The organism is Chloroflexus sp. (assembly GCF_034431535.1).
Taxonomy (GTDB): domain Bacteria; phylum Chloroflexota; class Chloroflexia; order Chloroflexales; family Chloroflexaceae; genus Chloroflexus.
Genome location: NZ_DAOUDC010000048.1, coordinates 40,012 through 64,937, shown reverse-complemented (window position 1 = coordinate 64,937; position 24,926 = coordinate 40,012). Strand labels below are relative to the sequence as shown.

The following is a 24,926-nucleotide window of genomic DNA, read 5'->3' as shown; positions in this document are numbered from 1 at the left end:
CGTTAGCGATGGAGCCATTACGCAACAAGTCACCCAAAATACCGCTCAAGATCGCTGGCCGTTGTGGGCCCAGTAGAGGCGCACGGTGGTGCGTCCCCGCACGGACGTGCACCTCCCACCGCCCGCAACCGGCCAAACGAGCGCAAGGGCAGGTTTGCCACCTACCCACAACCATTGAGGGGCAGACAGAATGTTTGATTGAGCACCACCGTTGATCTCTGTGCGATGCCGCAACGCCCGGTTCTCCTCCCCTCGCCCGTGCCGGTGGGAGCCGGGCTGGAAGTGAGCACCACGAGCAGCATAGCCACAAAGACACCCAAACGATGAAAAACCTGATAATTTTTGTGCCTTTTGGGTCGTTTCGTGGCTATTCAGCCCGCGCAGCCGGCTTCGTACCCCTCGCCCGGCCCTTCCGGCCGGGTACTAGATCAGATGTGCTGGCTGCCCTTGAACCAACCTGCAGGGGCGGAGTGCAATCCACCCCGCCCCACCGTCCTCTACGCCACCGGCGCCGCTTTATTGCCCGTCTCCGGCTCGCGCGCGATCAACACCTTATCAACCCGCAACCCGTCCATATCAACCACTTCAAACCGCCATCCGCTCCACCGCACTACATCACCGGCAGTTGGGATATGACCGATCAGACTGATCACCAGGCCAGCCAACGTCTCGTAACGAAAAGTGTCTTCGTCAGGCAACTCATCGACGTCGAGCAACGTGCGCACTTCGTCAACCGGTAATGAGCCCTCAACGAGGTATGAACCATCTTCGCGACGCACGATTGGTGGTGGAGTAGCATCATCGTATTCGTCATCAATCTCGCCCACGATCTCTTCCAATACGTCTTCTAACGTCACGACGCCCTCGATCCCACCTAGCTCACCCACCACAAGCGCCATGTGGCGGCGGCTACGGCGAAAGGTGGTCAGCAACGCTGAAGCACGGCTGTTTTCAGGGACGTAGAGCGGCGGCGAGACCGCTTCGCGCACCAATGCCTGTTCGCCCTTCTTGCGGTAGAGCAGCAACAAATCGCGCACATGCACGATCCCGACAATCTGATCGGGTGTCTCTTCATAGACCGGAAAGCGCGAGTAGCCACTGGCTAACAACTCATCGATCACCTCACCGAGGGTGCGGTTGGCTTCGACCATCTCAACTTCGTGGCGCGGGGTCATAATGTGGCGCACGGCCCGATCGCTGAACTTGAACACTCGATCGATAAACTGCTGCTCTTGTGGTTCGACCTCGCCTGTTTCCGCCCCTTCCCGCACTAGCGCCCGAATATCCTCTTCGGTGACGCGCTCTTCTTCCACATTCGCCCGTCCGATCACAGTCAAGACCAGCCGGGTGGAAAAGCTGAGCAACGCGATGATCGGCGTGCTGATCCGAGCCAGCAATAGCATCGGGCGCGCCATCAGGGTCGCGATGGCTTCGGCGCTCTGCAACGCGATCCGCTTCGGTACCAGCTCACCCAGTACCAGTGACAAATACGTCACCAGCAGCACCACCAGAAATTGAGCGAGTTGGTCGGCATACGGCGCTAACAGCGGATACTGAGCAACCCACGGCGCAAGTTGGCCGGTCAACGTTGCGCCGGCAAAGACGCCATTCAGCGTGCCGATCAGCGTGATCCCGATCTGCACCGCTGACAGAAAGCGATCGGGGTCATCTTGCAATTGCAACGCGATCGCCGCCCCCCGGCTACCATCCTCAGCGCGCTGCTCAAGCCGCCCGCGCCGCGCCGAGACGACCGCTAGTTCGGTGGCGGCAAAGGCACCGTTCGCCAATACCAGCGCAATAATGATCAACAGTTCCTGCATGAGTGTCGTTTGCAATCAAGATTGCATCTAAGCGATGAATCTATATGCTATTGTACTGACCACGAATGCAATCTGAACATTCCGCGCGGGTTGCGCCTCTGCGATACGCTGCCTACGGCATACAAGCACAAATGGCGACGGTTGCAGCAACCGTCGCCTACCAAGTCTTGCCCTGCGCTACGTTCAGGTTCCATTTACTGATAGTTGATAATACGGAGAAAACTGGCAGCCTGCAATGAGGCGCCGCCGACTAGTGCGCCATCAATGTCAGGCTGGGCCATCAATTCGTCAATATTGTCCGGTTTCACGCTCCCGCCATACTGGATCCGCACCGTCGCAGCAATTTCAGCGCCGTACAATTCGGTAAGCGTGGCCCGGATCGCGGCATGCATCGCCTGCGCATCAGCCGGAGTCGCCGTGTCGCCCGTACCAATCGCCCAAATCGGTTCGTAAGCGATCACCACATCCGCCATCTGCGCCGATGTCACCTCAACTAACGCCGCCCGCACCTGCGCCGTCACAATCGGCTCGGCCTGCCCGGAATCACGCTGGGGCTTGCTCTCGCCAACACAGACGATCGGGCGCAGGCCATGCGCCAACGCTGCCCGCAACTTCCGATTGACGAACGCATCGCTCTCGCCGAAATACTGCCGCCGCTCACTGTGACCGACAATCACATACCGGCAGCCAATGTCGGCCAGCATCACCGGCGACACCTCGCCGGTAAAAGCGCCCTGCGCTTCGGGGTAGAGATTCTGCGCCCCCAACCCTAACTGGCTACCGGCCACCAACGGCGCCAACGCAGCCAACGCGGTAAATGGCGGGCACACAATCGCTTCCCGATCGGCCAGCGGACCAAGACCGGCGAGCAGATCGCGCACGAGCGCCGTCGCCTCGCCGATCGTCTTGTACATCTTCCAATTGCCGGCAATCAAGGGAGTACGCATCGCATCCTCGTCTAAAACATCCGGGCCAGCGTCTGCAATACCCCAAACAGTGCGCTATCACTGAGTAAGAAGGTCAAGCCGACGCCAATCGCCACGATGACGGCAAAGACTTTCCAATCCCATGCCAGCACCTTCGCGCCGTCAAACGGGCCGGCCGGGATCATATTGAACAGACCGATCCAAGCATTGAACCGAAAGCCTACATAGCAGATAGTGATCAAGAGATCAAACGCCGGCGGTCGCAACACGATAACCGGAATGAAGAGGAAGAGAAAGAGCACCGACAACGCCAGATTGGTCACCGGCCCCGCTAGGGCAATAATCCCGCTTTGGCGAACCGTGAGCAAGCCACGGTGCCAAACCGCTCCCGGCGCCGCGATGAAGATACCCAAGAAACTAATCAGAATTGACAACAGCAACCAGCGATCGTTGGCCCTAAAATGGGCTTGCGCACCGTAGCCGCGCGCCACCACCCGGTGGGCTAATTCGTGCAGCACGAACCCGATCCCGGCTACAATCGCAGCCACGATGAGGTTGGTGACAAACTCGCCGCGCAGCAAATTCGATGCGCCGGTCTGCATAATCGCAAAGGCCAGCGTCGTCCCTGCCCATGCCTTGAGCAGCTCGAAGTTATCATTCGGCGGGCGGCTAAAGATGTCGTTAAATGAGGTGAAATCGCGCACAAAGGTTTCCACTACAGTTGTTCGGATGTGTCTCCTCACAATTATAGCATATCGCTCCGCCGGACAACGGTAGTAGCACTGGGTTACAGCGCCCAAGCCAGAGCGCAGTGGCAAGCGGGGAAAAGGCATACCGCGCAGCTATGGCTGCGCTGTAGCAAAACAACAGCCTTACTGCCGGCGAATAATCTCGACCAGCTCTTCGAGCGAGAGCTGTGAGAAGTGACGCGGCGGCGCTTTCGGCGTGCCGCAGAGTAAGAGGCGATGGCTGGGGTGCAGGTACCAGTCGGCTTGGCTGTCGCACTGACGCAGCGTTTCGTACACCGGTTGCAGATCAACGTTCGAGCGGCGCTGGGCCGTTACCCCCATATAGCCGCGCCGGTCGCGGTAGGCAAATAGCACCGCGCCATAGCTAAACGCCAGCCGCGACGAGCCGCCATCGGCACTCTGCACCGCAATCCCTAACCCCCACGGCGTGTCAAATTCAAGCCGGTGCTGGAACGCTTGCTCAAACCGTAACTGGCGCACCTCGTGCTCGTACCACGCATCGAGATTAGCCAGCATCGCCTGTGCAACGTGATGGGGCCGATTGGGGTAGAGCGCATTGTAGCCAGCGATTAAATCGGTAATATTGAAAAAGACATGCCCCGGCCGGTAATCGGCATGATCGATCCGCGTCACTTGATCAACCAACCGACGCAAGGCTTCATCGTTTGGCGCGACGGCCCGCCGCACCAGCTCGGCCGCGCTGAGCGTCGGATCATTGGTTTGGTGATGGTCAAACCGGCCACCGCCGGTATCGACGTGAATGATGTGAGGGTCAGAGTCGACCGGCTGATCCCGCCACGTGCGCCCGGCCGGCACAAATTGCAAGTCGGCATCTTTCGCCGGGCCAAACCGCATCAACAGCCAGATTGCGGTGAGGCAGTCGAGATCAGGGGCCAGATGACCCACAATCGTCAACGGCGTTTCCACACAGCAAACATTTCTAGAGCATTGCTCGCCTCACATGCCCGATAGCCCGGTTGCGCACTATACATGGCCGACACTCTTGCCCAAACTCCACCACCTGATAGCGAGCCGCTGTTTCGCGGTGAGCAATGCTACGACTTCTCTAAATGTCAAATCTTGTGCGTAATATAGCATAGCTGGCGCAGTTCCTCAAGTAGGCTGCACCAGTCAATCGGCCTCATGATACACGATCCGTAGCTACTTTGGATTGTGATGATATGCACAGATTTGCGCAGGACGGCCGGCTAGGTCGGCGTTATTCTTCGCCAATCGCCGCGATGATGTGATCACTGACCACGAGGCTCCTGCCAGTGATGGTCAAGGCTATCACATCAATTCGCCAGTCAGTCGTCGGGGACATGTTGTGCTCAGCGAGATAGTGGTACGCAAGGGTGATCAATCGTTGCCGCTTTTGGGCCGTAATCGATTCCAGCGCGTATGCATCGCGGCGCGTGCGCACTTCCACAAAAACAATCTGGTCGCCGTCACGGGCGACCAGATCGATTTCACCACTACGACAACGCCAGTTGCGGGTGATCATCGTATAGCCGCGCTGTTCGAGATAGGCGGCGGCAATCTGTTCACCGTGATCACCTAGCCGGCGCTTAGGTGTAGGCATATTTGCGCCAGACATCGTGCCGCTCTAGCTCGCCGAGGAGGGCAAAGGCCAGATACTGCGGCTGGCGCGGCGTCGTTAGCAACACCATGTTCGCCTGTTCGGGGGTGCGCCCGCCCTTACGATGGTTGCAATCGCGGCAGGCCGTCACCACATTATCCCACGTCGTCAACCCACCTTGCGAGCGTGGCACCACATGATCCATCGTCAGGTGCGCTCGGCCTGGCTGCTGGCCACAGTACTGGCAGGTCTCGCGATCGCGGGCAAAGACCCCGCGCCGCGAGCAGGGCAGCCGCAGTTGGCGTGGAATGCGGATGTACCGCACCAGCCGGATGACTAGCGGGACGCTGTACGTGACCGATTGGGCACGCAGATGCTGCATCGCCGCCTCGACAAGCTCGGCTTTTTCTTGTAAGAGGAGGACGAGCGCGCGCCGCACTGAAATCAGTTGCAGCGGCTCATAACTTGCGTTCAAAACGAGGACTCGCTGTGCCAAGTGACACCCCCCTTAACATGAACCGATGTTATCACGATAACAAAGGCTCTTGCCCGGGGGCGTCATGGCCCCGCGCTAGAGCGGCCTGATGCGGTTCGCGGAGGATACAGCCCGAATCGCGCGCAACGCCGCACTGTCACCGCCCATACTGCGCCAGCACCGGTGACGTGATGCGCAGTAACAGGCAGATTGTCCGGCTAACGCCGAACAGGTACGGTAGCGGTGTTGCAACGGCGAATTGCTCATCAAATTCGATCCTATCCGAAACAGTCTGGCTAACCGATATAAAGGTAACATGAGTTGTGCAAAGTTGTCAACCCGCTACTGGGCAATTTTGCCCGCTTCGTTGAAAATCAGGCCGTCAATCAGTTGTTCTACCGGCGCATGGTCATCGGTAAAGGGTCGAAATTGCGCCATCGCCGGCGTAAATTCGCGCAATGGCCCAAACCGGCCTTCATAGAGCGACCAGTACATTACCAGTTGCAAGGCCGGTATGTCGATCTGGGCCGCATTCTCAATAAAATTGACTACGCCGTCTCCCACTGGCTGGTTGACACCGATCACGATCGCATTGCTAAACCGGGTGTCGATAATATACACCTGTGGGAAGACAGCGGCCATCGTCGAGGCCAGCGCATTCACCAGCCGGTCATCGCCGCTGGCCGGCCGGCCGGCATTCACCACGGCGACGCCGCGTGGGGTCAGCTTGGCTTTCACTTCCTGAAAAAATTCGACTGTCGTCAGGTGAAAGGGAATATACGGCTGGTGATAGGCGTCCATGCCGATCACGTCGTATTGGCGGTCAGTCTGCGCCAGCCAGTAGCGGGCATCATCGTTGTAGGTCGTGAAATAGGGCGCTTGCGCGGTGCCATCGGCCATATCAAAGTAGCGCCGCCCGACCTCACTGATTTTGCGATCGATTTCCACCGCATCGATGACCGTATCCGGCCCGTAAATCGCCAGAAACTGTTGGGCAATGCTGCCTGCCGCCGCCCCCAGCAACGCCAACGAGCGGATATCATCTGGGTTTATGTTGGGGTAGAGATACGGCGCGACAGTGAAATAGTCCCACGGCCCGCCATCGGTCAGCAGATCGAGCGGGTCGCCGGTTTCGCGGTATTTCAACCGGTAGATCGAGTGTAATGCCAACCCTTCGTTGAGAATCAGCACTCGCCGCCAGTCAACGGCGCCGCTCGCATACGTGACCTCTTGCTCGGCCACTTGGATGTAGTTGTAGTCCGATTCATATTCGGCAATCAAGCGGCAGTTGCGGCAATCGGCTGCTTTGATCGTACCGGTATTGAGTTGGTACGCAACGGCCAGCAGTGCCACGGTCGCCACCAGCAGCAGACCGCGTGGATCGCGTAGCCCGATCAGGCTGAGTACGACCAAGAAGCCGGCAAAAAGGAAGAGCGTGCTGGCGACGCCAATGGTTGGAATCAGCACCAAAACGGTCAAAAAGGTGCCGATAATCGAGCCGATAGTCGAGAGCGCCGAGATGGTGCCGGCAGTGCGTCCGGCCCGCTCGACATCTTCGGCTTGGCGTAGCTGCAGCCGGATGGTAAACGGCCCCACCATTGCCATCAGCGTGACCGGCACAGCAAACAGTAAGATGACGCCGATCAGCGCAGCTAAAAAGCTGCCGGCGGCGACATTGCGCAGCGCGCCTTGCGCGACGCTTAGAATCGGGCGGGCAATGAACGGGATGATCGCACAGCTCAGGCCAGCCCAGCCGATCAATTGAAACAAGAGCCGCCAATCGGGCCGCCGGTCGGCCAGCACCCCGCCCATCCGGTAGCCGACCGCTAAATAGACCAGCGTCATTCCGATCACGACGGCCCAGATCGGCTGGGAAGTACCAAAAAAGGGCGCCAACATGCGCGGCATCACCATCTCGATGCCGAGCGTGCCGATCCCCGCTAGAAAGACCACGGCGAGCAATAGCCGATCGTTGCCAGCTCGCCGCGCACCTATCGAAAAGGTTTTCTCAGCCATTCACTTATCCGCTCGCAATAATGGGTTTGGCCCGCCGGCGTCTCACTGAATTGCACTAATGATCAGGCGTTCAAGCAGTTGCAAGACGAGCATTGCCACAATCGGCGAGAGGTCAAACATGCCGAGATTGGGCATAATGCTCCGGATAGGCCCCAGAATCGGCTCGGTAATCTCATGCAGAAAGCGGGTCAACGGAGAATTGCCCTGCGGATCAATCCACGAGGCCAACACCCGCCCTAAGATGGCGTAAAACAACACGGTAAACAAAATACTGACAAAGCTCACCAAAAAGCCCGACATCTTATTCCCTCCCGTCGGTATCGAGTGATTCAAGTCGCGCCCGCACCGCTGCCGCGTGCGCAAACAAACCTTCAGCTTCGGCCAGCCGCATCGCCGCCGGCCCGATCCGGCTCAGACCGGCTCGATTGACGCCAACTAGCGAGATGACCTTACGGAAACTATCGACATTGACCGGTGAAGCGTAACGCGCCGTGCCTTCCGTAGGCATGATATGCGATGGCCCGGCTACGTAGTCGCCCAACACTTCAAACGACTCTTCACCCAAAAAGACGCCGCCGGCATTGCGCACCTCTCCTACATACTGCCACGGATCAGCAATCAGCAGGCAGAGGTGCTCTGGGCCATACTCATTGGCCAAGTGAAACGCTGTCGCGAGATCGGGCACCAACACAATCCCGCCGCGTTGCGTGACCGCTTCGCGCGCCGCGCGCGCGTTTGCGTCGGGCAACGCCGCTAGTTGCCGCTCGACTTCTTGCTGCACTTGTTCGGCCAAGACCTGATCGGTGGTCAGCAAAATGGCGCTTGCTTCGACATGCTCAGCTTGCGCCAACAGATCAGCGGCTACTGCACGCGGATTAGCCGTGTGATCAGCGATAATCAACGTCTCGGTCGGCCCCGGCAGACTAACCACGCCTACCGTTCCGTACACCATCCGCATTGCCTGTATGACGTACCGGTTGCCCGGCCCCGCCACTGTATCCACCCGTGGAATGCTCTCAGTACCATAGGCCATCGCAGCAATCGCCTGTGCGCCACCCACTGCGAACACCCGGTCAACGCCAGCTAAGTGGGCCGCCGCCAGCACCATTGCCGCCGGTTCGCCGGCAGCGCGCTGCGGCGGCGAGCAGACGACAATCTCGCGCACACCGGCCACCCGCGCTGGCACCGCAGCGTGGATCAGCGATGACGGCAGCGGCGCTGCCCCTCCCGGCACATACATCCCTACCCGGTCGAGCGGGCGCACAATTTGCCCCAGCGCTCCTTCGACGCCAAATTCGACCCATGAGTTGCGGAGTTGTCGCTCATGGAAGCGACGAATTTCGCTAATCGCCAGCAACAGCGCGCGGCGCAACGCCGGATCGAGATCGGCTGCCGCCGCCGCCCACCGCTCCCGCGGTATCTCTATCGCCGTCCGGTCTACACCGTCGAAGCGCAAAGTGTACTCGCGCAGCGCGTTATCGCCCCGCTGCCGCACATCAGCAATAATCTCGGCGACGACGCGGGTCGTCGCGGCATCATCGTCCAGCGGCATGCGCCGCAAAATCCCGGCGCGAGCGGCATCGAGATCGGTTATAGTAGGGATTGCCATCGCTGCTCACTTTTCATACTACCGGCCACCCCCTCCAGCGAGAAGTGGCGCTTGCCTCGCTCTGTTATTGTCATTCTACCGCACCTTGGGGTTATAGTCGCACCACTGCCGTCACTCCCATCGCGGAGCGCGGGCCGCTGGCCCTTCCCCTATCGCGGAGCGCAGGCCGCTGCCCCGCATCACCCCCCAGCTGAGCGTTGCAGGGCGGACAAACCATTTGGTCAATCACCACCGTTGATCGCGGTGCAAGCCTCAACGTGCGGCACTCCGCCCCTCTCCCGCGCCAGTGGGAGCGGGGCTGGGGGGGAGCGCACCAGCGCATCGCAACCCCACCCCCCCTCGCGGAGCGCGGGCCGCTGCCCCGCCGCCGAAGCGTTGCCGGTTACGGTCGTGCAGCTAATGTCACCGCCATCTCAAGCTGCTCGTTGCCACGCTGAATCGTCAACGTGATCCGTTCGCCAACCGTAAACTGGTCAAGCAAGCCGATAAGTTGGTCGCTGGAGACGATCGGCACCCCATTGCACGCCAAAATAATGTCACCACCTATCCGCACCGGCAGACCGCGGTAGGTCTCGGTTGTATTGCCACCCCGCAACCCAGCCTGTTCCGCCGGACTATTCGGCTGGACTGTCCCCACCAGTACCCCACGGTTGACCGGCAACCCAAACCGGTTGGCAAACAGGGTGTCAATCGTGGTCATACTCACGCCAAGCCATGGATGGTCATACCGTCCTTGCCTAATGAGCACTGGCGCCACGCGCGCAATCGTCTGCGCCGGCACCGCATAGCCAACCCCCTCGAAATCGCGCCCGCCAAGGCTGACCGCAATCGCCGTATTGATCCCAATCACTTCGCCGCGCAAATTGAGCAACGGGCCGCCCGAATTGCCGGGGTTGATCGCGGCATCGGTCTGGATGACGTTCGGAATGCTGAAACTGCCGAAGCTGCGGGTTGGCCCGCGCAAGGTACGGCCTAAGCCGCTCACCACCCCCACCGTCAGCGTGTTCTGCTCGCCAAACGGGCTACCGATCGCAATCGCGGTCTGCCCCACCTGCACTGCCCGGCTATCACCCAACGGCAACGGCGTCATCCCCTCCGGCAAGCTCGTCACTTTAATCACGGCCAAATCACTATCGGGATCGCTGCCAATCAGATCGGCAATCACCGTCGCGCCATTGGCAAAGCGCACCTGTATCTGCACTGCGCCGGCCACCACGTGATGGTTGGTTACAATATGGCCCTGAGCGTCGAACAAAAAACCAGAACCCTGCCCGGTCGGCCCATCAGGCGTGATCGGCGGATGGCCTGGTGGCAAATTGGCGCTCGGATCAACGACCACATCAAGGCTCACCACGGCTTGGCTAGCCCGCTGGTAGAGTACGATCAGCCGTTGTTCGTACTCGGTGAATGAAGCCTCGGCCGTAGGAGCCGGCGGTGCAGAAGCGATTGGCGGCAACGGCGCATCGGTCGGGCGCACTGGCGGCGCTGTCGGGGTTGGCGCAACCGCTGCCGGCGAAGCCGGCACATCGGCGCGCGCGCAGCCGGTGAAGAGGACAGCCAACAATATAAACAACCATAAACGCATAGGTCGATCTCCTCACTTGATCAAGCGTATGGATGGAGCAGATGAGTCTCCTCGCCAATCTTGGAATCGGTGCATTCGGCGCGCCCACAGCGGGCGCATCTGCCAACCGGCGGCCTGCGCCTGCGGATCGTGATCTAAGCCGTCCGTCTGCTCCTCGGTGTGCAGCGCATGGCCTCACCACATGAGAAAAGGCAACAAAACCGGCGAGAGGTTGTGAGCTTTACCCCTCTCGCCGGCCTCATCATTTCAGGTTGCGTCGCTGCGCCAGACACTATCCCGCCATACGTGACGGCGCCGGCCACAAGCCGGGCCAAACCGAGGCAAAGAAGATGCCCGCGGCAAAACCGGCTTGCACACCATTGAGCAGCAACAACCAGAGGGGAGCAAACCACCAGCCACTGTAATGACCAACAATCTCAAGCGGCCAGAGCAAGAAGGGAAGGGCAGCGATGACGAACCGCAACGGCCATACCAGCGAGCGATAGGCGCGCAATATCGCCGGCGCACGTTTACCGATGCTTAGGCGCGCGAGCCAGAGACCAATCGTCGCCCCCCAGCACCGGGCGCAAACCGCCATCGGCCAGCCCCACAACCAAAACGAACGCTCCGGCGTCGGGCAAATATAGACTGCCAGCAGATCACGGGCCAGCACCCCGGCATCGCTTACCAGCGGCAACCCGGTCGCACGGAAGAGCGGCGATGCAATCGGGCCAAGAAAGAGAATCCACAGCAAGAGATCAAATATCCAGCGCGGCCACGGGCGGATCGTCTGCGGCGTCGACAAAGCGTATGTAGTCATAGAACCATTCTAGGCTTGAACAGCATCTATTCAGTACAAAACAAACATCATTAACGGGCTGATGACCGCTTTTGCATCTCGTTAGTACAAACCAGACCACCCCGTGCATCTAGCCAGTACAAACTAAACTGCCCCTCAACGGGCCTGCTTCTCCAACCGGCGTACATCCCACCAGATGCGCGGCAAGCACGCCACCTTTTCGCGCAAGGTCAAATACGCACGGTTGGTATAGGAATCATACTGGTTTGCGACGATTTTATCAAGGATGCCCCGGTAAACACACGCCGCAGCGGCAACTGCAAAGCGCACCTCCACCGGCAAGAGCGCAATACCGGGCCAGCTCTCCTCGTACAAGCGGTGAGCGCGTTCGATCTGAAACTTCATCAGGGCGATAAACCGGTCATCATAAACGCGGGCCAGAATATCATCAGCGGTCAGGTCAAAGCGCGCCAACTCATCTTCAGGCAGATATACGCGCTGGCGGCCAGCATCTTCACCAATATCGCGCAAGATGTTCGTCAACTGCAAAGCCACTCCTAGCTTAATCGCATACGGCGTCGCACCGGGAGCAGCGCCGGTGATCCCCATGACCAACAACCCCACGACCGAGGCGACCCGGTAGCAATAGAGCCAAAGATCGGCAAAGGTGGCGTAGCGCGAAATCGTCAGATCCATCGCAACACCAGCCAACAACTCATCGATCAAGTGAGGAGCGAGATTGTAGCGTTGGCAGGTATCGGCCCATGCCAACAGCACCGGGTGCGAAGTATCAAGGCACGGACGGCGGGCAACCCGCACCCATTCGGCAAGAGCGCGAGCTGGATCGGAGGTTGCCATATCCACCGTATCATCGGTCGTGCGGCAAAAGGCGTACAATGCCCGCACTGCCCGGCGCTGCGGCGGCGGCAAAAACTGCGTGCTAAAGAAAAAACTCTTGGAATGGTGCCGGATAATCTGGTCGCAGATTGCGTAGGCCTCAGCCAGCGAACGAACCGGCGGCGGCGGGAGTTCATCAGCATTAGACGAGGCAGGCAGATCGCTGAGATGGAAGAGCTGGGCAAGCTGCTCATCAGCCGGCAGAGCTTGGCTGACCGGTAATCCGTTCCCGCGCGTAATGATCGAGATCGAATTCAGCGACACACCGCACTCCTTTTGTCACATATTCACGCTTATTTGTACTATACGCAATCTTCCGTGTACAGGCAAGCTCGAATCAAGCGTTATGGGCCCGGATCGCCAATAACGCTCGCCTTCCTCGCACACCATTAGCGACTGCGACTCAGGAGTGCCGCGACGTTTTCTACCGCTTCCTGTGCATCGCGACCCAAGAATGTGCCCGGCATCTTATGAGTCAAGATCGGGTTAAGGTTGAACGCGCGACCGCCATAGCCGAAGAGCGGCGTTGGCGGCGGCAATTGTTGCAATGCGCGCCCAATTTCGAGCAGTTGGGTGGCGGTTTCAGTTGTCGAAGCTGACAAACAGACCAAATCGGGCTGAATGTGGCGCACCGCATCGAGCAGATCTTTCACCGGCACTTCCGGGCCAAGATAGACGACTTGCCAACCGTGCCGCACAAGGAAGACGGCCAGCATCAGCGCACCGAGATCGTGCTGTTCGCTCGGCGCGCAGCCTACCACCACCAATCCGCGGCCCTCGGTCACGTTGTAGGTGTTAAACAGGCTCGACAACTTGCGCCGGATGAACTGAGTGGCAAAATGTTCGGCGGTCACCGAAATCCGCCCAGCGTGCCACTGCTCGCCGATCTCGATCATGGCCGGCTGGATCAGCTTCAGGAAGACATCTTCGAGCGGGTAAAGCGCGAATGCCTCACCCAGAATCTGTTCGGCGCGGGTGGCGTCAAAATCGGTCAGCGCATTGATCATCCGTGCCTGCATGCGATCCCACGTGTGCGGTTCCGTATCAACCGCGGTATTCAGCCACGAGAGACTCGTCTCGCTTCCGTCAATCATCAGTGCGATCGCTTGGCTAATGGTTAATCCTTCCGCCGTGCGATCCCGAAGCCAACGAATCGTGGCAATATCACGCTCAGAATAGAGGCGGTGGCCGCCTTCGGTGCGCTGTGGGCGTGGCACGCCATAGCGGCGTTCCCATGCGCGGAAGGTATCGGCCGGCACGCCTGTCTCCTGTGCGACAGCCTTGGTGTTGTATCGCGGCTTGTCTGAAAATTGGGAGAGAAAATGTTGCGGTGCCATCGTTCCGCGGCCCTTCCCAGCGCTCAAGCTGTGCTGTAGCGATGGCGCATAATCTTTACACCCGATCCATATCGTACCACGGTTCACAATTGCGTGTGCGTTGCCCAAATCTATTTAGCGCTGCACAAGCTTTACGCTAAGCGTGGTACAATGTTGTCAATATTGTAGCATGTTGCACAATCACTGTCAATAAAATGCACAATCACTCGCGATATAATCTCAGCGCAGCGCGCTGACTGCAGCTATCACGATTATGCGTGTATTGATCACCGGAATTAACGGTTTTGTCGGCGGCCATCTTGCCGAGTATTTGCTGGCCAGCGGGCGCTGGGAGGTCTGGGGGCTGTCGCGCTCGCCTGCGCTCGCGCTGCCCGAACTCGCCGGCCAGGTGCAATTGGTGCAAGCCGATCTGGCTGACGCTGAGGCAACGATGCGTGCGCTGGTGCAGGTGCGGCCACATATCATCTTTCATTTGGCCGGCCAGCCGTTCGTGCCTGAGTCATTCCGTGATCCGGCCGGCACGTTGGCTGCCAATACCCTCGGTGCGCTCCACATCTTTCTGACCTTGATCGAATACCGTATGGCCACCCGGGTGCTGGTGATCGGTACGAACGAAGAGTACGGCAAGATCGACCCTGAAGATTTGCCGATCGATGAGGATACCCCCTTACGCCCAACCAGCCCCTACGGAGTCAGTAAAGTGGCCCAAAGTCTGTTGGCGTTGCAATACCACTATAGCCATGGGCTTGATCTGGTGCGGGTGCGCCCCTTTACCCATATCGGCCCGCGCCAAAACGAGCGGTTTGTGACCGCGGCCTTTGCCCGCCAAATCGCCCGCATCGAACTCGGTTTGCAACCGCCGATCGTGCAGGTGGGCAACCTTGCCGCGCAACGCGATATTTCCGATGTGCGCGATGTGGTAGCAGCCTACGCGCTGCTCGCCGAACACGGCGAGAGCGGCACCGTGTACAATGTGGGGTCGGGAAAAGCCGTAATGGTGCGCGAGTTGCTCGATATGCTCTTGGCCGAATGCACGGCGCCGGTCGAGGTACGGCTTAACCCTGAATTGATGCGCCCAATCGATATTCCGCTCGTCGTCTGTGATGCGAGCCGCTTGCGCGCGCGCACCGGCTGGCAGCCACGCTATACTCTGCCAGAGACCTTGCACGATATTTTGACCTACTGGCGTCAACGAGTCCGCGCCGAGACGCTGGCAGCCGCTGGCTAAGAAAATTGTCACCAAACCGCGAGCGATTGGTAAACTGTTTGTGGTCTACCGGCGCTATACTGCGCCTAGCCATATCGGATATCGTTTAGTTGGCAAACCTATCAACAGAAACAATGCTATGAAAGCAGTCATTCTGGTTGGCGGTCAGGGTACGCGCTTGCGCCCCCTCACTTGCCGCACGCCGAAACCGATGTTGCCGCTGGTTAATCAGCCGTTCATTGAGTGGATGCTCTTGCGCTTGCGCGATTATGGCATCCGCGAAGCGATTCTCGCCGTGCAATATCTGGCTGACCGCTTCCGCGCGGCGCTTGGGGATGGTTCCCGCTTAGGCATGAAGCTGCACATTATCGAAGAACCTGAACCGCGCGGCACTGCCGGTGCAGTCAAGTATGTCGAGCATCTGCTTGACGGCACTACCTTTATCTTTAACGGCGATGTGATGACCGATCTCGATTTGCAGGCGATGCTCGATTTTCACCGCGAGCGCGGCAGCAAGGTGACGATCTCGCTCACGCCGGTGGACGATCCCACCCAGTTCGGCTTGGTCGAAACCGACCGTGATGGCCGGGTGCGCCGCTTCCTCGAAAAACCGCGGCTGGAAGACATTACCACCAACCTCGTCAACGCCGGCACTTACCTGATCGAGCCAGAGATTTTCCGCTATGTGCCGCCGAACCAATTCTATATGTTTGAGCGCGGTCTTTTCCCCGTCGTGTTGCAGACCGGCGACCCGATGTACGGCTTCCCTTCGCGCGCCTATTGGACAGACATCGGCAAACCGCAAACCTACCTCGATGTCCACCACGATATTCTGATCGGGAAAGTACTGTACCATTTCCGTGGCCAGCAGATTGGCGAACGGATCTGGGTCGAAGGCGAGGCCGAGATCCATTCCAGCGCCCAAATTGTCGGCCCAGTGGTGATTGGTCATGGCACGCGGATTGGCCGCGGCACGCGGATTATTGGCCCGACCGTGATCGGGGCGCGCTGCGACATCGGCCCTGAATGCCAGATCGAAGGCGTGGTGATGTGGGATGGGAATGTGATCGAGGAGGGCGCTACGCTGCGCAATTGTGTGTTGGGCTCCGGCAACCGGATCGGCGAGCGTTCGCACGTGACCGATAGCGCCATTATTAGCGATGAATGCCAGATCGGGCAAGACAACCGGCTTGAACGTGGTATTCGCATCTGGCCAGGGACGACTCTCGGCGACCGAGCAATCTCGTTTTAGTAGTCTTGCCGCAGGATGCCGAACAGCGTGATGTTCGGCATCCCGTTTTGTTGTTCAACGCTGCGCTAGAAGATCGCGAATCTCGGCCAATAACCGCTCACTTGGTGTTGGTTGAGGCAGAGTAGGTGGCTCCGCCGGTTTCGTATTGAACCGGTTAGCCATTCGGACGATCAAAAAAATCACGAAAGCTACGAAGAGAAAATTGATTACCGCATTGAGAAATGCCCCATACGCCAATACAGGCCCCGCCACCTGCGCTTCGGCCAGCATCGTGGCCGTTTGGCCGGCCAGCGGGATGAAGTAATTGCGAAGATCGGCCTGTCCGCCAACGATCAAACCAATGATCGGATTGATGATATCGCTGACCGGCGAATCAATGATCGCAGTAAATGCCGCGCCAATAATCACGCCAACCGCGAGATCGAGCACACTCCCCCGGCTAATAAACTCGCGAAATTCCTTGAGCATACGAACCCCTTCCTGCGAGCGCCATAGCACGAAGAGCCATCTTACAACTGGCGCAGCATAAACCGGAAAAATCCGCTAATTCTACATTACAGACGACGACTTGAATATAAATAAGTTGCCACTTTTCGTCAAGTAGTCATTCAATAGTTAATTACACATTTAAAGATTATGGAAGCATTAAATTTACTCTGACCAAAATATTGACAATACCGGTCATGATATCGTCTTGCCGGGTCGTGTATGATGTTCATGCAAGCTTGAGCGAACCTTGTCGAGACCCCAACACCGGCTGGTCACAGAGACAGAACATTCGCATAGATCGGCTTTGATGCAATAGAGTTTGATATACCACCCTTGATCCGCCCTGACTCGTGCTATACTGCTCATGTTGATCCCGAACCATCTGTTCGTGGAGAAGACAGAATTGTGCGCCGCCACCCCGATATCGTGTTGCTGGTGCTTGACACGCAGCGCAGCGATCGTCTCTCTTGTTACGGCTACGCTCGCCCGACCTCACCCCAGCTTGATGAATTTGCCACCGGTGCAACCCACTTTCAACGCGCTTTCGCCACTGCCCAATGGACAATCCCCTCGCATGCGTCGCTCTTTACCGGCACATACCCACTTGAACACCGAACCACCTAGTCGTGGTCGATCTTGCCGCCAGAGATGCCCACATTAGCGGAACGGCTGCGAGCCAGCGGGTATTTCACCGCGGCTTTTTGCAATAACCCGCTGGTGGGGGTCGTCAACAACGGTTTCCGGCGCGGCTTTGAGAGTTTTCCCAATTACAGCGGGAAGCTGAGCCGGCCCCAAATATGCTCAGCATCCATCCTCCGCCGATTCAACCTCACCATTCCCGACGGATTACGTGGCAAGGCATTGGCACTGTAGCGACGTTACGAGACCATCCTTGGTGATATGAGACGCCGTTCCCTTTGTAGCGAGTAGATGCAATAAGACAGCACAGTATTCCCATGCACCTCATGGCGAAAACCGGGGCAAAATACCGAATCATCAAAGATTGAACATTAGTCCAAAAATCTTCACATACGGTTGTGAGCTATTGTCCCCTCTTTAGTCGAATTCGTGATACCGTGTACATAGAATGGCTGCTGGCACTAGCTTCAAGCCGGGAAGGGTCAGGCTATGGCACGACCGAAACGACCGCCACATCCGATGATCGCGCGCGCCCGCGCGCATCTGCGCACGATTGCGCCTGATCTGCAATACGCGCCGCTGATCTTGCGCACCCTCGACGGGCCGCCGGGAAGCCCACGCTACGCAGTTTCGGTGGCGCGGTGCCAGAACGTTGGCGAATGCCCTTACGACATGGCCGATCCGTCGGTCTGCACCGTGCCAAGCTGCGATCTGCGCCGTTCGCTCCGCCTCTTGCTCAATGCCGACGGCAGCTTAGCGCAAGTGATTGAAGGCCACCGGCGCTGGAATCCGCGCCCGCTCGATGATATCGGCCCCTAGAAGGTCTAGCAACAAGGAGGTTGCGATGTACCGCCACATTCTCGTCCCGCTCGACGGCTCGGCGCTGGCCGAGCAGGTGCTGCCCCACGTCCACGCACTCGCCGCCAGCGAAGGCACGGTGAAGATCACGTTGCTGAGGGCAGTGCCGCCGATCTTTACCACCAGCGTTGATTACAGCGGCATGCTGGCGACCACGGCTGACGCGATCACCACGATGGAGCAAGAGGCGCTAGAGTATCTCAATCAGATCGCCAAGCAGTTCCAGAGCGAAGGCTATCAGGTACACACCGAGATTAGCGCGCTGCCACCGGCGGAAGCGATTATCGAATACGCCGAGAGTCACGATGTCGATCTGATCGTGATCGCCACCCATGGTCGCAGCGGCATCAGCCGCTGGGTGTTCGGCAGCGTCACCCAAAAGGTGGTGCAGGTTGCGCCCACACCGGTGCTGGTCATCCGCCCCAAATGATTGTAACGACGCACGGCTGTGCGTCTCTATTATCAGGGTAATGCCATGCCATACCTTCCTTTGGGGTAAACCGCACGGCAGGGTATTCCTCATGATTAGGGAGACGCACTGCCGTGCGTCTCTACGTATGATTGGCCTGTGAATTGGCTGTGCAAAGGTTGTGTTGCGCTGTTACCTCTTGACGCAACCATGCCAACCCTGATAATCTGTTCTTAACAAAAATTTTTTCCTTTCCAGCACACGCCCATCGGGCGCGGGCTTGCGTCAAGGAGGACAGCCATGCGAGCGTTCGAACCGGAAAGGATCCACAACATCGGCATATTCGGTCACCTCGGCAGCGGGAAGACAACGCTGGCCGAGGCAATGCTGATGACGGCCCACGCCATCCCGCGGATGGGGCGCGTCGAGGACGGGTCAACCACCAGTGACTACGACCCCGACGAGCACCGACGCGGGATGTCTATTTCGCTCAGCGTTTTACCGCTTGAGTGGAACGGCGACAAGATCAATTTGATTGATGTACCCGGCGCCGCCGATTTCGCTGGCGAGGCCGCGGCGGCGATGCGCGTGATCGATGGCGCGGTGATCGTGCTTGACGCCAGCGCTGGTGTCGAGGTCGGCACCGAACTCTTCTGGGAAATGGCGGTGGAGCAGCGCGTTCCCCGCATTCTGTTCGTGAATAAGCTCGACCGCGAGAATGCCAATTTCTACCGCGTGATCGAGCAGGCGCGCGAGGTGCTCGATGCCGCGGTAATTCCGCTGCATCTGCCCATTGGGGCCGGCAAAGATTTCAAGGGCATTATCTCGCTGCGCCAGCAGCGGGCATGGTTGACCAGCCCCAAACACGACGGCGGCTATATCGAGGCCGATGTGCCGGCTGAACTCGATGCGCTGATGCACGAGTGGCGCACGGCCCTGATTGATAAAATTGCAGCAACCAACGATCATCTGATCGAACGCTACCTCGAAGGTGGTGAAGATGCTCTTACCCGCGAGGAGCTGTTACTCGGTCTCCGCACAGGAATCGCCGACGGTACGATTGTGCCGGTCTTCTGCGGCTCGGCGACGGAAGTGGTCGGGATTACCCAGTTACTCAACGGGATTATCGACTCGATCCCCTCGGCTGGACGCAAGACAACAACCGCGCTCGATGCGAATAGCGAGGCTGCGGTTGAGCTGCGCCCCGACCGTAACGAACCGCTGGCGGCATTGGTCTTCAAGACCGTGTCTGACACTTACGGCAAGCTCAGCTACTTCCGGGTCTTTTCGGGTGAAGTCCGCGCTGGGATGACGCTGATGAATGCGCACACCCGCAAAGAGGAGCGGATCGCGCATGTCTACATCGTGCGCGGTAAAGAGCAGATTGAAGTTGAGGCAGTCGGCCCCGGCGACATTGGCTTGCTCACCAAGCTCGGCGAGACACAGACCAACGACACGCTCTGCCTACCGTCGCGCCCGCTGAAGCTCAGCCCGATTGAATTCCCGGCGCCGGCCTTTATCGCCACGGTCAAACCGCGCAGCCGCGCCGATCTTGATAAGCTCAGCTCGGCGCTGAGCCGGATGATCGAGGAAGATCCGTCGCTACACGTCTCGCGTGATGCGCGCACCGGCGAAGCCTTGCTCAGCGGCCTCAGCGAAACCCACTTGCAGATTATCGCCGAGCGCATGAAGCGCAAGTTCGATGTGAATATCGATCTTGAGCTGCCGCGCATCCCGTACCGCGAGACGATCCGCACCGTGGCCACGGCCCAGTACCGCCACAAGAAGCAGACCGGCGGCGCTGGCCAGTTTGCCGATGTCTCGCTGCGGGTTGAGCCGCTGCCGCCTGATCCCAACCGCGAAGACCCGCTCGAATTCGTCAACGAAATCGTTGGCGGCGTGATCTCGCGCGGCTTTATGCCAGCGATCGAGAAGGGCATCCGCGAGGCGATGGAAGAGGGGATTATTTCGGGCAATCCGGTGTTTGATGTGCGCGCTGCGGTCTTCGACGGCAAAGAGCACCCGGTCGACTCGAAGGAAATCGCCTTCAAGACCGCCGCGAAAGAGGCGTTCCGCTTGGCCGCGCAGAAGGCTGGCGTGATTATCCTCGAACCGATCTACAGCATGGAGATTATCGTCCCCGATCAGTACGCCGGTGACGTGATGAGCGATATGAGCACACGGCGCGGGCGGGTGCAAGGGATGATGCCGCACGGCAACGGCAAGACGGTGATCCATGCCCAAGCACCGCTGGCCGAGATTCAGCGCTACGCCACCGATCTGCGCGGCATGACCCAAGGCCGTGGCCGCTTCTCAATCAGTTTTGCCGGCTACGAAGAGGTGCCGCCGCATCTGGTCAACCAGATCGTCGAAGCGTACAAGAAGGAGCTGGAAGCGGCGCACAGCCATTAGGACAACTGTTGACCGCATCTGGCCAGCTGCAGCCCCTCTCTCCTGTACGCAGGGGAGAGGGGTAAACATCTAATCGAGCAGAGCACTCAGCCGATCAGGGCCGGGTTCCGTTTACAAAGCCCGCTGCGCGAGCAAGAAAGCCCGGCCCGCATTCGCCCGGCCCATCAGGGCCGGGCATGGTTACGAAGCCCGCTGTGCGGGCTGGATGTTTTGTGGCTCTTTGGAGCTATCCCCCAAAACCCTTTGCGCCTTCTGCGTGCTTCGCGCGTACACTGCCTCTCGGCAGTGGTACATCGTCGACTTGACCCCCAAAACCCTTTGCGCCTTCTGCGTGCTTCGCGCCTTTGCGTTAAACTCTTTGCGCTCTTTGCCATCTTTGCGGCTTTGCGTTGACTCCCTCGTCTCATACCCCTCTCCCACTGGCGTGGGAGAGGGCAAGATGCTTACCGCAGCGAGCGCCGAGGACGTGGAGGGGGAATAACGACGAAACAATGAAAAAAACCAAAAATATGATATTTATTTTTTGTGTCTTTTGGCGTTTCTTGGTGGCTATGCCGCTATCCCCAACCCTGAAGGGCGAGACGCCACTTGCTTCATGCTTGCACTGTTGGGCGCTTCCCGCTTGACAAACTGCCCCGCTTCGACTACAATCCTGAATGGCACAACGCCAATGTAGCTCAGTCGGTAGAGCAGCTGTTTCGTAAACAGCCGGTCGCCGGTTCGAGTCCGGCCATTGGCTCCACCCGTTGCCCCCTTGCGTTGCAGAGGCCCACGTTGATGCAGGTCATCGACGTGGGCCTCAGGCTTTTTGCCACAGATCACTGAATCCGTGGTACCATGATATGCTGTATATTCAAGGGATAGGGACAACGCGGTGCGTTGTCTGGTTGGCAAACAACATGTATGGACTGGATACGCATTCGCGGCGCGCGGACACACAATCTCAAACACATCGATCTCGACATCCCTCGCGGCAAGCTCGTCGTGTTGACCGGCGTGTCTGGTTCGGGGAAGAGTTCACTCGCGTTCGACACCATCTTTGCCGAGGGCCAGCGCCGGTACGTCGAGAGCTTATCGGTCTATGCCCGCCAGTTGCTTGGCCAGCTTGAAAAGCCTGATGTCGATCTGATCGAAGGGTTATCGCCGGCGATTGCGATTGACCAGAAGAGCGGCGCGCGCAACCCGCGTTCGACGGTTGGCACTGTGACCGAGATTTACGACTTTTTGCGCCTGCTCTTTGCCCGCATTGGTCAGCCGCATTGCCCGCAGTGCTTTGCGCCGCTGCGCCGGTATACGCCACAACAGATGGTCGATCTGATCGTCGAGTTGCCGGCTGAGCGGCGGGTGCAGTTGCTGGCGCCGCTGAGCGGCGAGGCTGAAGCGGCGCTGGCCGAGATCCGCCGGCGCGGGTTTGTCCGCGCACGCATTGACGGCACGGTGCGTGATCTCGACGAGCCGATCCGGCTGGAAAAGTACCGTCCGCACACGATTGAGGCAGTCGTTGACCGCTTGATCATCCGCCGCACCGCCGATGGCGCACCGGCGCTCGACCGGGTGCGGGTGGCCGACTCGGTGGAAACGGCGCTTAAGTTGAGCGGCGGGCAGTTGATTGTCCAGATCATCGACGGCGAAGAGTTGTTGCTCAGCGAACGCTACGCCTGCCCGCACCACGGCCTCATTGAGCTGGGTAAGCTCGAACCGCGCGATTTTTCGTTCAATAACCCGCAAGGGGCCTGTCCCGCCTGTGATGGCTTAGGCGTGGTGCCCGAAGTTGATCCGGCGCTTGTGATTCCTGACCGCAGCCTGCCGCTGAACGAGGCGATCGCATCGTGGCGCGAGGGTGATGCCGGCAGCCAGCAATACTACCGCGATGTGCTAGTCTCATTTGCTGCGCACTTTGGCATCGACCCGCAAACCCCGGTGCAAGCGCTCGCGCCTGACATCATCAGTGCGTTACTCTACGGCACCGGCGGTGAGCCGATCACATTACGTTACCAGCTTAACGGCAAAACCCGCAGCGTCGAAACCGAATTTGAAGGCGTCATTCCCAACCTGCGCCGCCGCTTGGCTGAACAACGCACCGGCAACGAACCATCCGCGCTCGACCAATACACCACGCCACACACCTGCCCGGCTTGCGCTGGTGCGCGCTTGCGCCCGGAAGCGCGGGCGGTCACGATTGCCGGCGCCTCGATTGTGGATGTGCATCGCATGAATGTGGCCACGGCGTTGGAATGGGCGAGTGGATTGCTTGAACGAACTGATCTGAACGGACGTGACCAGACGATCGCCCGCCCGATTATGCATGAGATCAACCAACGGTTGCGATTTTTATGTGAAGTCGGCTTGCCATATCTCACGCTTGACCGCACCGCGATCACGCTCAGCGGCGGCGAAATGCAGCGTGTGCGCTTGGCGACGCAGGTCGGCGCCGGCCTTTCCGGCGTGCTCTACGTGCTTGACGAACCGAGCAGCGGGTTACACCCGCGCGATCACGATCGCTTGCTGGCCACGTTGATCCACCTGCGCGATCTCGGCAATAGCGTGCTGGTGGTCGAACACGATGAAGCGACGATCCGCGCCGCTGACTGGGTGGTCGATATGGGGCCGGGAGCCGGGCCGCATGGCGGCGAAGTACTAGCGAGCGGCACACTGGCCGAGATCATGGCAGCGCCGCGTTCAATCACCGGCCAGTACCTAAGCGGGCAACGGCGCATCCCGATCCCCGCCCAACGCCGCCCGGCCAATAGCCCGTGGCTCGAATTGCGCGGTTGCCGGGCCAACAACCTGAAGAACGTCGACGTGCGCATCCCGCTCGGTTGTTTGGTGGCGGTCAGCGGAGTGAGCGGCAGCGGCAAGAGCAGCTTAATCAGCGACACGCTAGCGCCGCGCCTCAGCCAACTGCTCCACGGCGCCAAGGCGCGGGCCGGCGACCACGATGCCTTGCTCGGCGTCGAGCACCTCGATCGTGTGATCGTGGTCGATCAAAGCCCGATCGGGCGCACGCCGCGCTCGAATCCGGCCACCTACAGCCGGATTTTTGATCCGATCCGCAATCTGTTTGCCGCTACCAACGAAGCCAAAGCCCGCGGCTACGACGCAGCGCGGTTTAGCTTTAACCTCAAAGGCGGGCGTTGCGAACACTGCGCCGGCGAGGGGCTGATACAGGTCGAGATGCAATTTCTGCCCGATCTCTTTGTCACGTGTGACGTTTGCGGCGGAACGCGGTATAATCGAGAGACGTTGGATATTCGTTACCGCGGTCTCAATATTGCTGAGGTGCTCGATTTAACGGTGGCCGAGGCGCTCGATTTCTTTGCCCGCGTGCCGGCCATCGCCGAGCGGTTACAGGCGCTGCACGATGTCGGGCTTGATTATTTAAAACTCGGCCAACCGGTGCCAACGCTGAGCGGCGGCGAAGCGCAGCGGATCAAACTAGCCGCCGAACTCAGCCGGCGCAGTAACGGGCGCACCCTTTACATCCTTGATGAGCCGACCACTGGCTTGCATCTGGCCGATATTGAGCGCCTGTTAGCCGTGTTGCAACGGCTCGTCGATGCGGGCAATACGGTGCTGGTGGTCGAGCATCACATTGATCTGATTGCGGCGGCGGATTGGGTAATCGAGTTGGGGCCAGAGAGTGGCGATCGGGGCGGCCAGTTGATCGGCACCGGCCCGCCGGAAGTGATCGCAACCACGCCGGCATCGCCAACCGGACAGTATCTACGCCAGCGCTTGGGGATTGAACTCGCCAGCAAACTGGCGTCCTAATGCGGTAAACGTGGTAATCCGACTGTAATCTGTACGCCTTGTGTCTACAGGAGCTACAACCTATAGTAACAACAGCACGATAAGACGGTTGGCACATCCGCGCCGACAACGGCAGAAA

At 59.1% G+C, this 24,926-nt stretch carries 20 protein-coding genes, 1 tRNA gene and 1 pseudogene; 8 read left to right on the top strand and 14 right to left on the bottom strand.

The window, feature by feature from the left end; all coding sequences use genetic code 11:
- Positions 1-497: 497 nt before the first annotated feature.
- The 13 genes from U9R61_RS11375 to U9R61_RS11315 all read right to left on the bottom strand — a co-directional run bounded on the left by U9R61_RS11375 (position 498) and on the right by U9R61_RS11315 (position 13,771).
- The gene (locus U9R61_RS11375; RefSeq protein WP_322488933.1) at positions 498-1,820 is read right to left on the bottom strand and encodes a hemolysin family protein; all 1,323 of its coding nucleotides are present in this window, start codon (positions 1,818-1,820) and stop codon (positions 498-500) included.
- A gap of 194 nt (positions 1,821-2,014) precedes the next feature.
- On the bottom strand, positions 2,015-2,767 hold the full coding sequence (tpiA, locus tag U9R61_RS11370; protein WP_322488932.1) for a triose-phosphate isomerase: 753 nt from the start codon (positions 2,765-2,767) through the stop codon (positions 2,015-2,017).
- Between the two features lie 11 nt (positions 2,768-2,778).
- Positions 2,779-3,450, bottom strand: coding sequence for a M50 family metallopeptidase (locus tag U9R61_RS11365; protein ID WP_322488931.1), 672 nt, complete (start codon positions 3,448-3,450; stop codon positions 2,779-2,781).
- Positions 3,451-3,618: 168 nt separating this feature from the next.
- Positions 3,619-4,422: a hypothetical protein gene (locus U9R61_RS11360; RefSeq protein ID WP_322488930.1), complete on the bottom strand. Its 804-nt coding sequence runs from the start codon at positions 4,420-4,422 to the stop codon at positions 3,619-3,621.
- 292 nt (positions 4,423-4,714) lie between these two features.
- Entirely contained in the window at positions 4,715-5,077 is a 363-nt protein-coding gene (locus U9R61_RS11355; RefSeq protein ID WP_322488929.1) for a YraN family protein, read from the bottom strand.
- Positions 5,064-5,570, bottom strand: coding sequence for an HNH endonuclease (locus tag U9R61_RS11350; RefSeq protein ID WP_416208844.1), 507 nt, complete (start codon positions 5,568-5,570; stop codon positions 5,064-5,066). Before U9R61_RS11350 ends, U9R61_RS11355 begins: the two co-directional genes overlap by 14 nt.
- A gap of 321 nt (positions 5,571-5,891) precedes the next feature.
- Positions 5,892-7,565 carry a fused MFS/spermidine synthase gene (locus tag U9R61_RS11345; protein WP_322488927.1) on the bottom strand — a complete coding sequence of 558 codons (1,674 nt, stop codon included), beginning with the start codon at positions 7,563-7,565 and terminating at the stop codon, positions 5,892-5,894.
- A gap of 42 nt (positions 7,566-7,607) precedes the next feature.
- On the bottom strand, positions 7,608-7,865 hold the full coding sequence (locus U9R61_RS11340) for a YggT family protein (protein ID WP_322488926.1): 258 nt from the start codon (positions 7,863-7,865) through the stop codon (positions 7,608-7,610).
- Position 7,866: 1 nt separating this feature from the next.
- Positions 7,867-9,174, bottom strand: coding sequence for a histidinol dehydrogenase (hisD, locus tag U9R61_RS11335; protein ID WP_322488925.1), 1,308 nt, complete (start codon positions 9,172-9,174; stop codon positions 7,867-7,869).
- Positions 9,175-9,556: 382 nt separating this feature from the next.
- Positions 9,557-10,759, bottom strand: a complete 1,203-nt coding sequence (locus U9R61_RS11330; RefSeq protein ID WP_322488924.1) for a S1C family serine protease — start codon at positions 10,757-10,759, stop codon at positions 9,557-9,559.
- A 271-nt stretch (positions 10,760-11,030) separates the two neighbouring features.
- On the bottom strand, positions 11,031-11,558 hold the full coding sequence (locus tag U9R61_RS11325) for a DUF2085 domain-containing protein (RefSeq protein WP_322488923.1): 528 nt from the start codon (positions 11,556-11,558) through the stop codon (positions 11,031-11,033).
- Positions 11,559-11,693: 135 nt separating this feature from the next.
- Positions 11,694-12,698 carry a phytoene/squalene synthase family protein gene (locus U9R61_RS11320; RefSeq protein WP_322488922.1) on the bottom strand — a complete coding sequence of 335 codons (1,005 nt, stop codon included), beginning with the start codon at positions 12,696-12,698 and terminating at the stop codon, positions 11,694-11,696.
- A gap of 125 nt (positions 12,699-12,823) precedes the next feature.
- Positions 12,824-13,771, bottom strand: a complete 948-nt coding sequence (locus U9R61_RS11315) for a MerR family transcriptional regulator (RefSeq protein WP_298401905.1) — start codon at positions 13,769-13,771, stop codon at positions 12,824-12,826.
- 253 nt (positions 13,772-14,024) lie between these two features.
- Between U9R61_RS11315 and U9R61_RS11310 the strand changes: the two genes are divergently transcribed.
- Positions 14,025-14,999, top strand: coding sequence for a GDP-mannose 4,6-dehydratase (locus tag U9R61_RS11310; protein ID WP_322488921.1), 975 nt, complete (start codon positions 14,025-14,027; stop codon positions 14,997-14,999).
- Between the two features lie 118 nt (positions 15,000-15,117).
- A complete protein-coding gene (locus U9R61_RS11305; RefSeq protein WP_322488920.1) occupies positions 15,118-16,230 on the top strand; it encodes an NDP-sugar synthase in 1,113 nt (370 codons plus the stop codon).
- Positions 16,231-16,284: 54 nt separating this feature from the next.
- Here U9R61_RS11305 and mscL read toward each other — a convergent pair whose 3' ends face one another.
- Positions 16,285-16,698 (bottom strand): large conductance mechanosensitive channel protein MscL, encoded by a 414-nt coding sequence (gene mscL / locus U9R61_RS11300; RefSeq protein WP_322488919.1) that lies wholly within the window; start codon positions 16,696-16,698, stop codon positions 16,285-16,287.
- A gap of 426 nt (positions 16,699-17,124) precedes the next feature.
- On the opposite strand from mscL, the pseudogene U9R61_RS19940 reads away from it, so the two are divergent.
- The 6 genes and pseudogenes from U9R61_RS19940 to uvrA form a co-directional block, all read left to right on the top strand.
- A pseudogene (locus tag U9R61_RS19940) lies at positions 17,125-17,526 on the top strand (sulfatase-like hydrolase/transferase); the annotation flags it as partial.
- 321 nt (positions 17,527-17,847) lie between these two features.
- The gene (locus U9R61_RS11285; protein WP_066787451.1) at positions 17,848-18,177 is read left to right on the top strand and encodes a hypothetical protein; all 330 of its coding nucleotides are present in this window, start codon (positions 17,848-17,850) and stop codon (positions 18,175-18,177) included.
- A gap of 25 nt (positions 18,178-18,202) precedes the next feature.
- The gene (locus tag U9R61_RS11280) at positions 18,203-18,646 is read left to right on the top strand and encodes a universal stress protein (protein ID WP_322488916.1); all 444 of its coding nucleotides are present in this window, start codon (positions 18,203-18,205) and stop codon (positions 18,644-18,646) included.
- 279 nt (positions 18,647-18,925) lie between these two features.
- A complete protein-coding gene (fusA, locus tag U9R61_RS11275) occupies positions 18,926-21,037 on the top strand; it encodes an elongation factor G (protein WP_322488915.1) in 2,112 nt (703 codons plus the stop codon).
- A 666-nt stretch (positions 21,038-21,703) separates the two neighbouring features.
- Positions 21,704-21,779 (top strand) — tRNA-Thr (locus U9R61_RS11270).
- Positions 21,780-21,940: 161 nt separating this feature from the next.
- Positions 21,941-24,808, top strand: coding sequence for an excinuclease ABC subunit UvrA (gene uvrA / locus U9R61_RS11265; RefSeq protein ID WP_322488914.1), 2,868 nt, complete (start codon positions 21,941-21,943; stop codon positions 24,806-24,808).
- Positions 24,809-24,926 lie beyond the last annotated feature (118 nt).

Excerpts from the sequence above, each read along its gene's own strand:
- U9R61_RS11325 (WP_322488923.1), bottom strand. The coding sequence starts at position 11,558 with ATGACTACATACGCTTTGTCGACGCCGCAGACGATCCGCCCGTGGCCG.
- hisD (WP_322488925.1), bottom strand. The coding sequence starts at position 9,174 with ATGGCAATCCCTACTATAACCGATCTCGATGCCGCTCGCGCCGGGATT.
- U9R61_RS11305 (WP_322488920.1), top strand. The coding sequence starts at position 15,118 with ATGAAAGCAGTCATTCTGGTTGGCGGTCAGGGTACGCGCTTGCGCCCC.
- mscL (WP_322488919.1), bottom strand. The coding sequence starts at position 16,698 with ATGCTCAAGGAATTTCGCGAGTTTATTAGCCGGGGGAGTGTGCTCGAT.
- U9R61_RS11315 (WP_298401905.1), bottom strand. The coding sequence starts at position 13,771 with ATGGCACCGCAACATTTTCTCTCCCAATTTTCAGACAAGCCGCGATAC.
- U9R61_RS11345 (WP_322488927.1), bottom strand. The coding sequence starts at position 7,565 with ATGGCTGAGAAAACCTTTTCGATAGGTGCGCGGCGAGCTGGCAACGAT.
- U9R61_RS11355 (WP_322488929.1), bottom strand. The coding sequence starts at position 5,077 with ATGCCTACACCTAAGCGCCGGCTAGGTGATCACGGTGAACAGATTGCC.
- U9R61_RS11280 (WP_322488916.1), top strand. The coding sequence starts at position 18,203 with ATGTACCGCCACATTCTCGTCCCGCTCGACGGCTCGGCGCTGGCCGAG.
- tpiA (WP_322488932.1), bottom strand. The coding sequence starts at position 2,767 with ATGCGTACTCCCTTGATTGCCGGCAATTGGAAGATGTACAAGACGATC.
- U9R61_RS11340 (WP_322488926.1), bottom strand. The coding sequence starts at position 7,865 with ATGTCGGGCTTTTTGGTGAGCTTTGTCAGTATTTTGTTTACCGTGTTG.
- U9R61_RS11330 (WP_322488924.1), bottom strand. The coding sequence starts at position 10,759 with ATGCGTTTATGGTTGTTTATATTGTTGGCTGTCCTCTTCACCGGCTGC.
- U9R61_RS11310 (WP_322488921.1), top strand. The coding sequence starts at position 14,025 with ATGCGTGTATTGATCACCGGAATTAACGGTTTTGTCGGCGGCCATCTT.
- U9R61_RS11285 (WP_066787451.1), top strand. The coding sequence starts at position 17,848 with ATGGCACGACCGAAACGACCGCCACATCCGATGATCGCGCGCGCCCGC.
- uvrA (WP_322488914.1), top strand. The coding sequence starts at position 21,941 with ATGGACTGGATACGCATTCGCGGCGCGCGGACACACAATCTCAAACAC.
- fusA (WP_322488915.1), top strand. The coding sequence starts at position 18,926 with ATGCGAGCGTTCGAACCGGAAAGGATCCACAACATCGGCATATTCGGT.
- U9R61_RS11375 (WP_322488933.1), bottom strand. The coding sequence starts at position 1,820 with ATGCAGGAACTGTTGATCATTATTGCGCTGGTATTGGCGAACGGTGCC.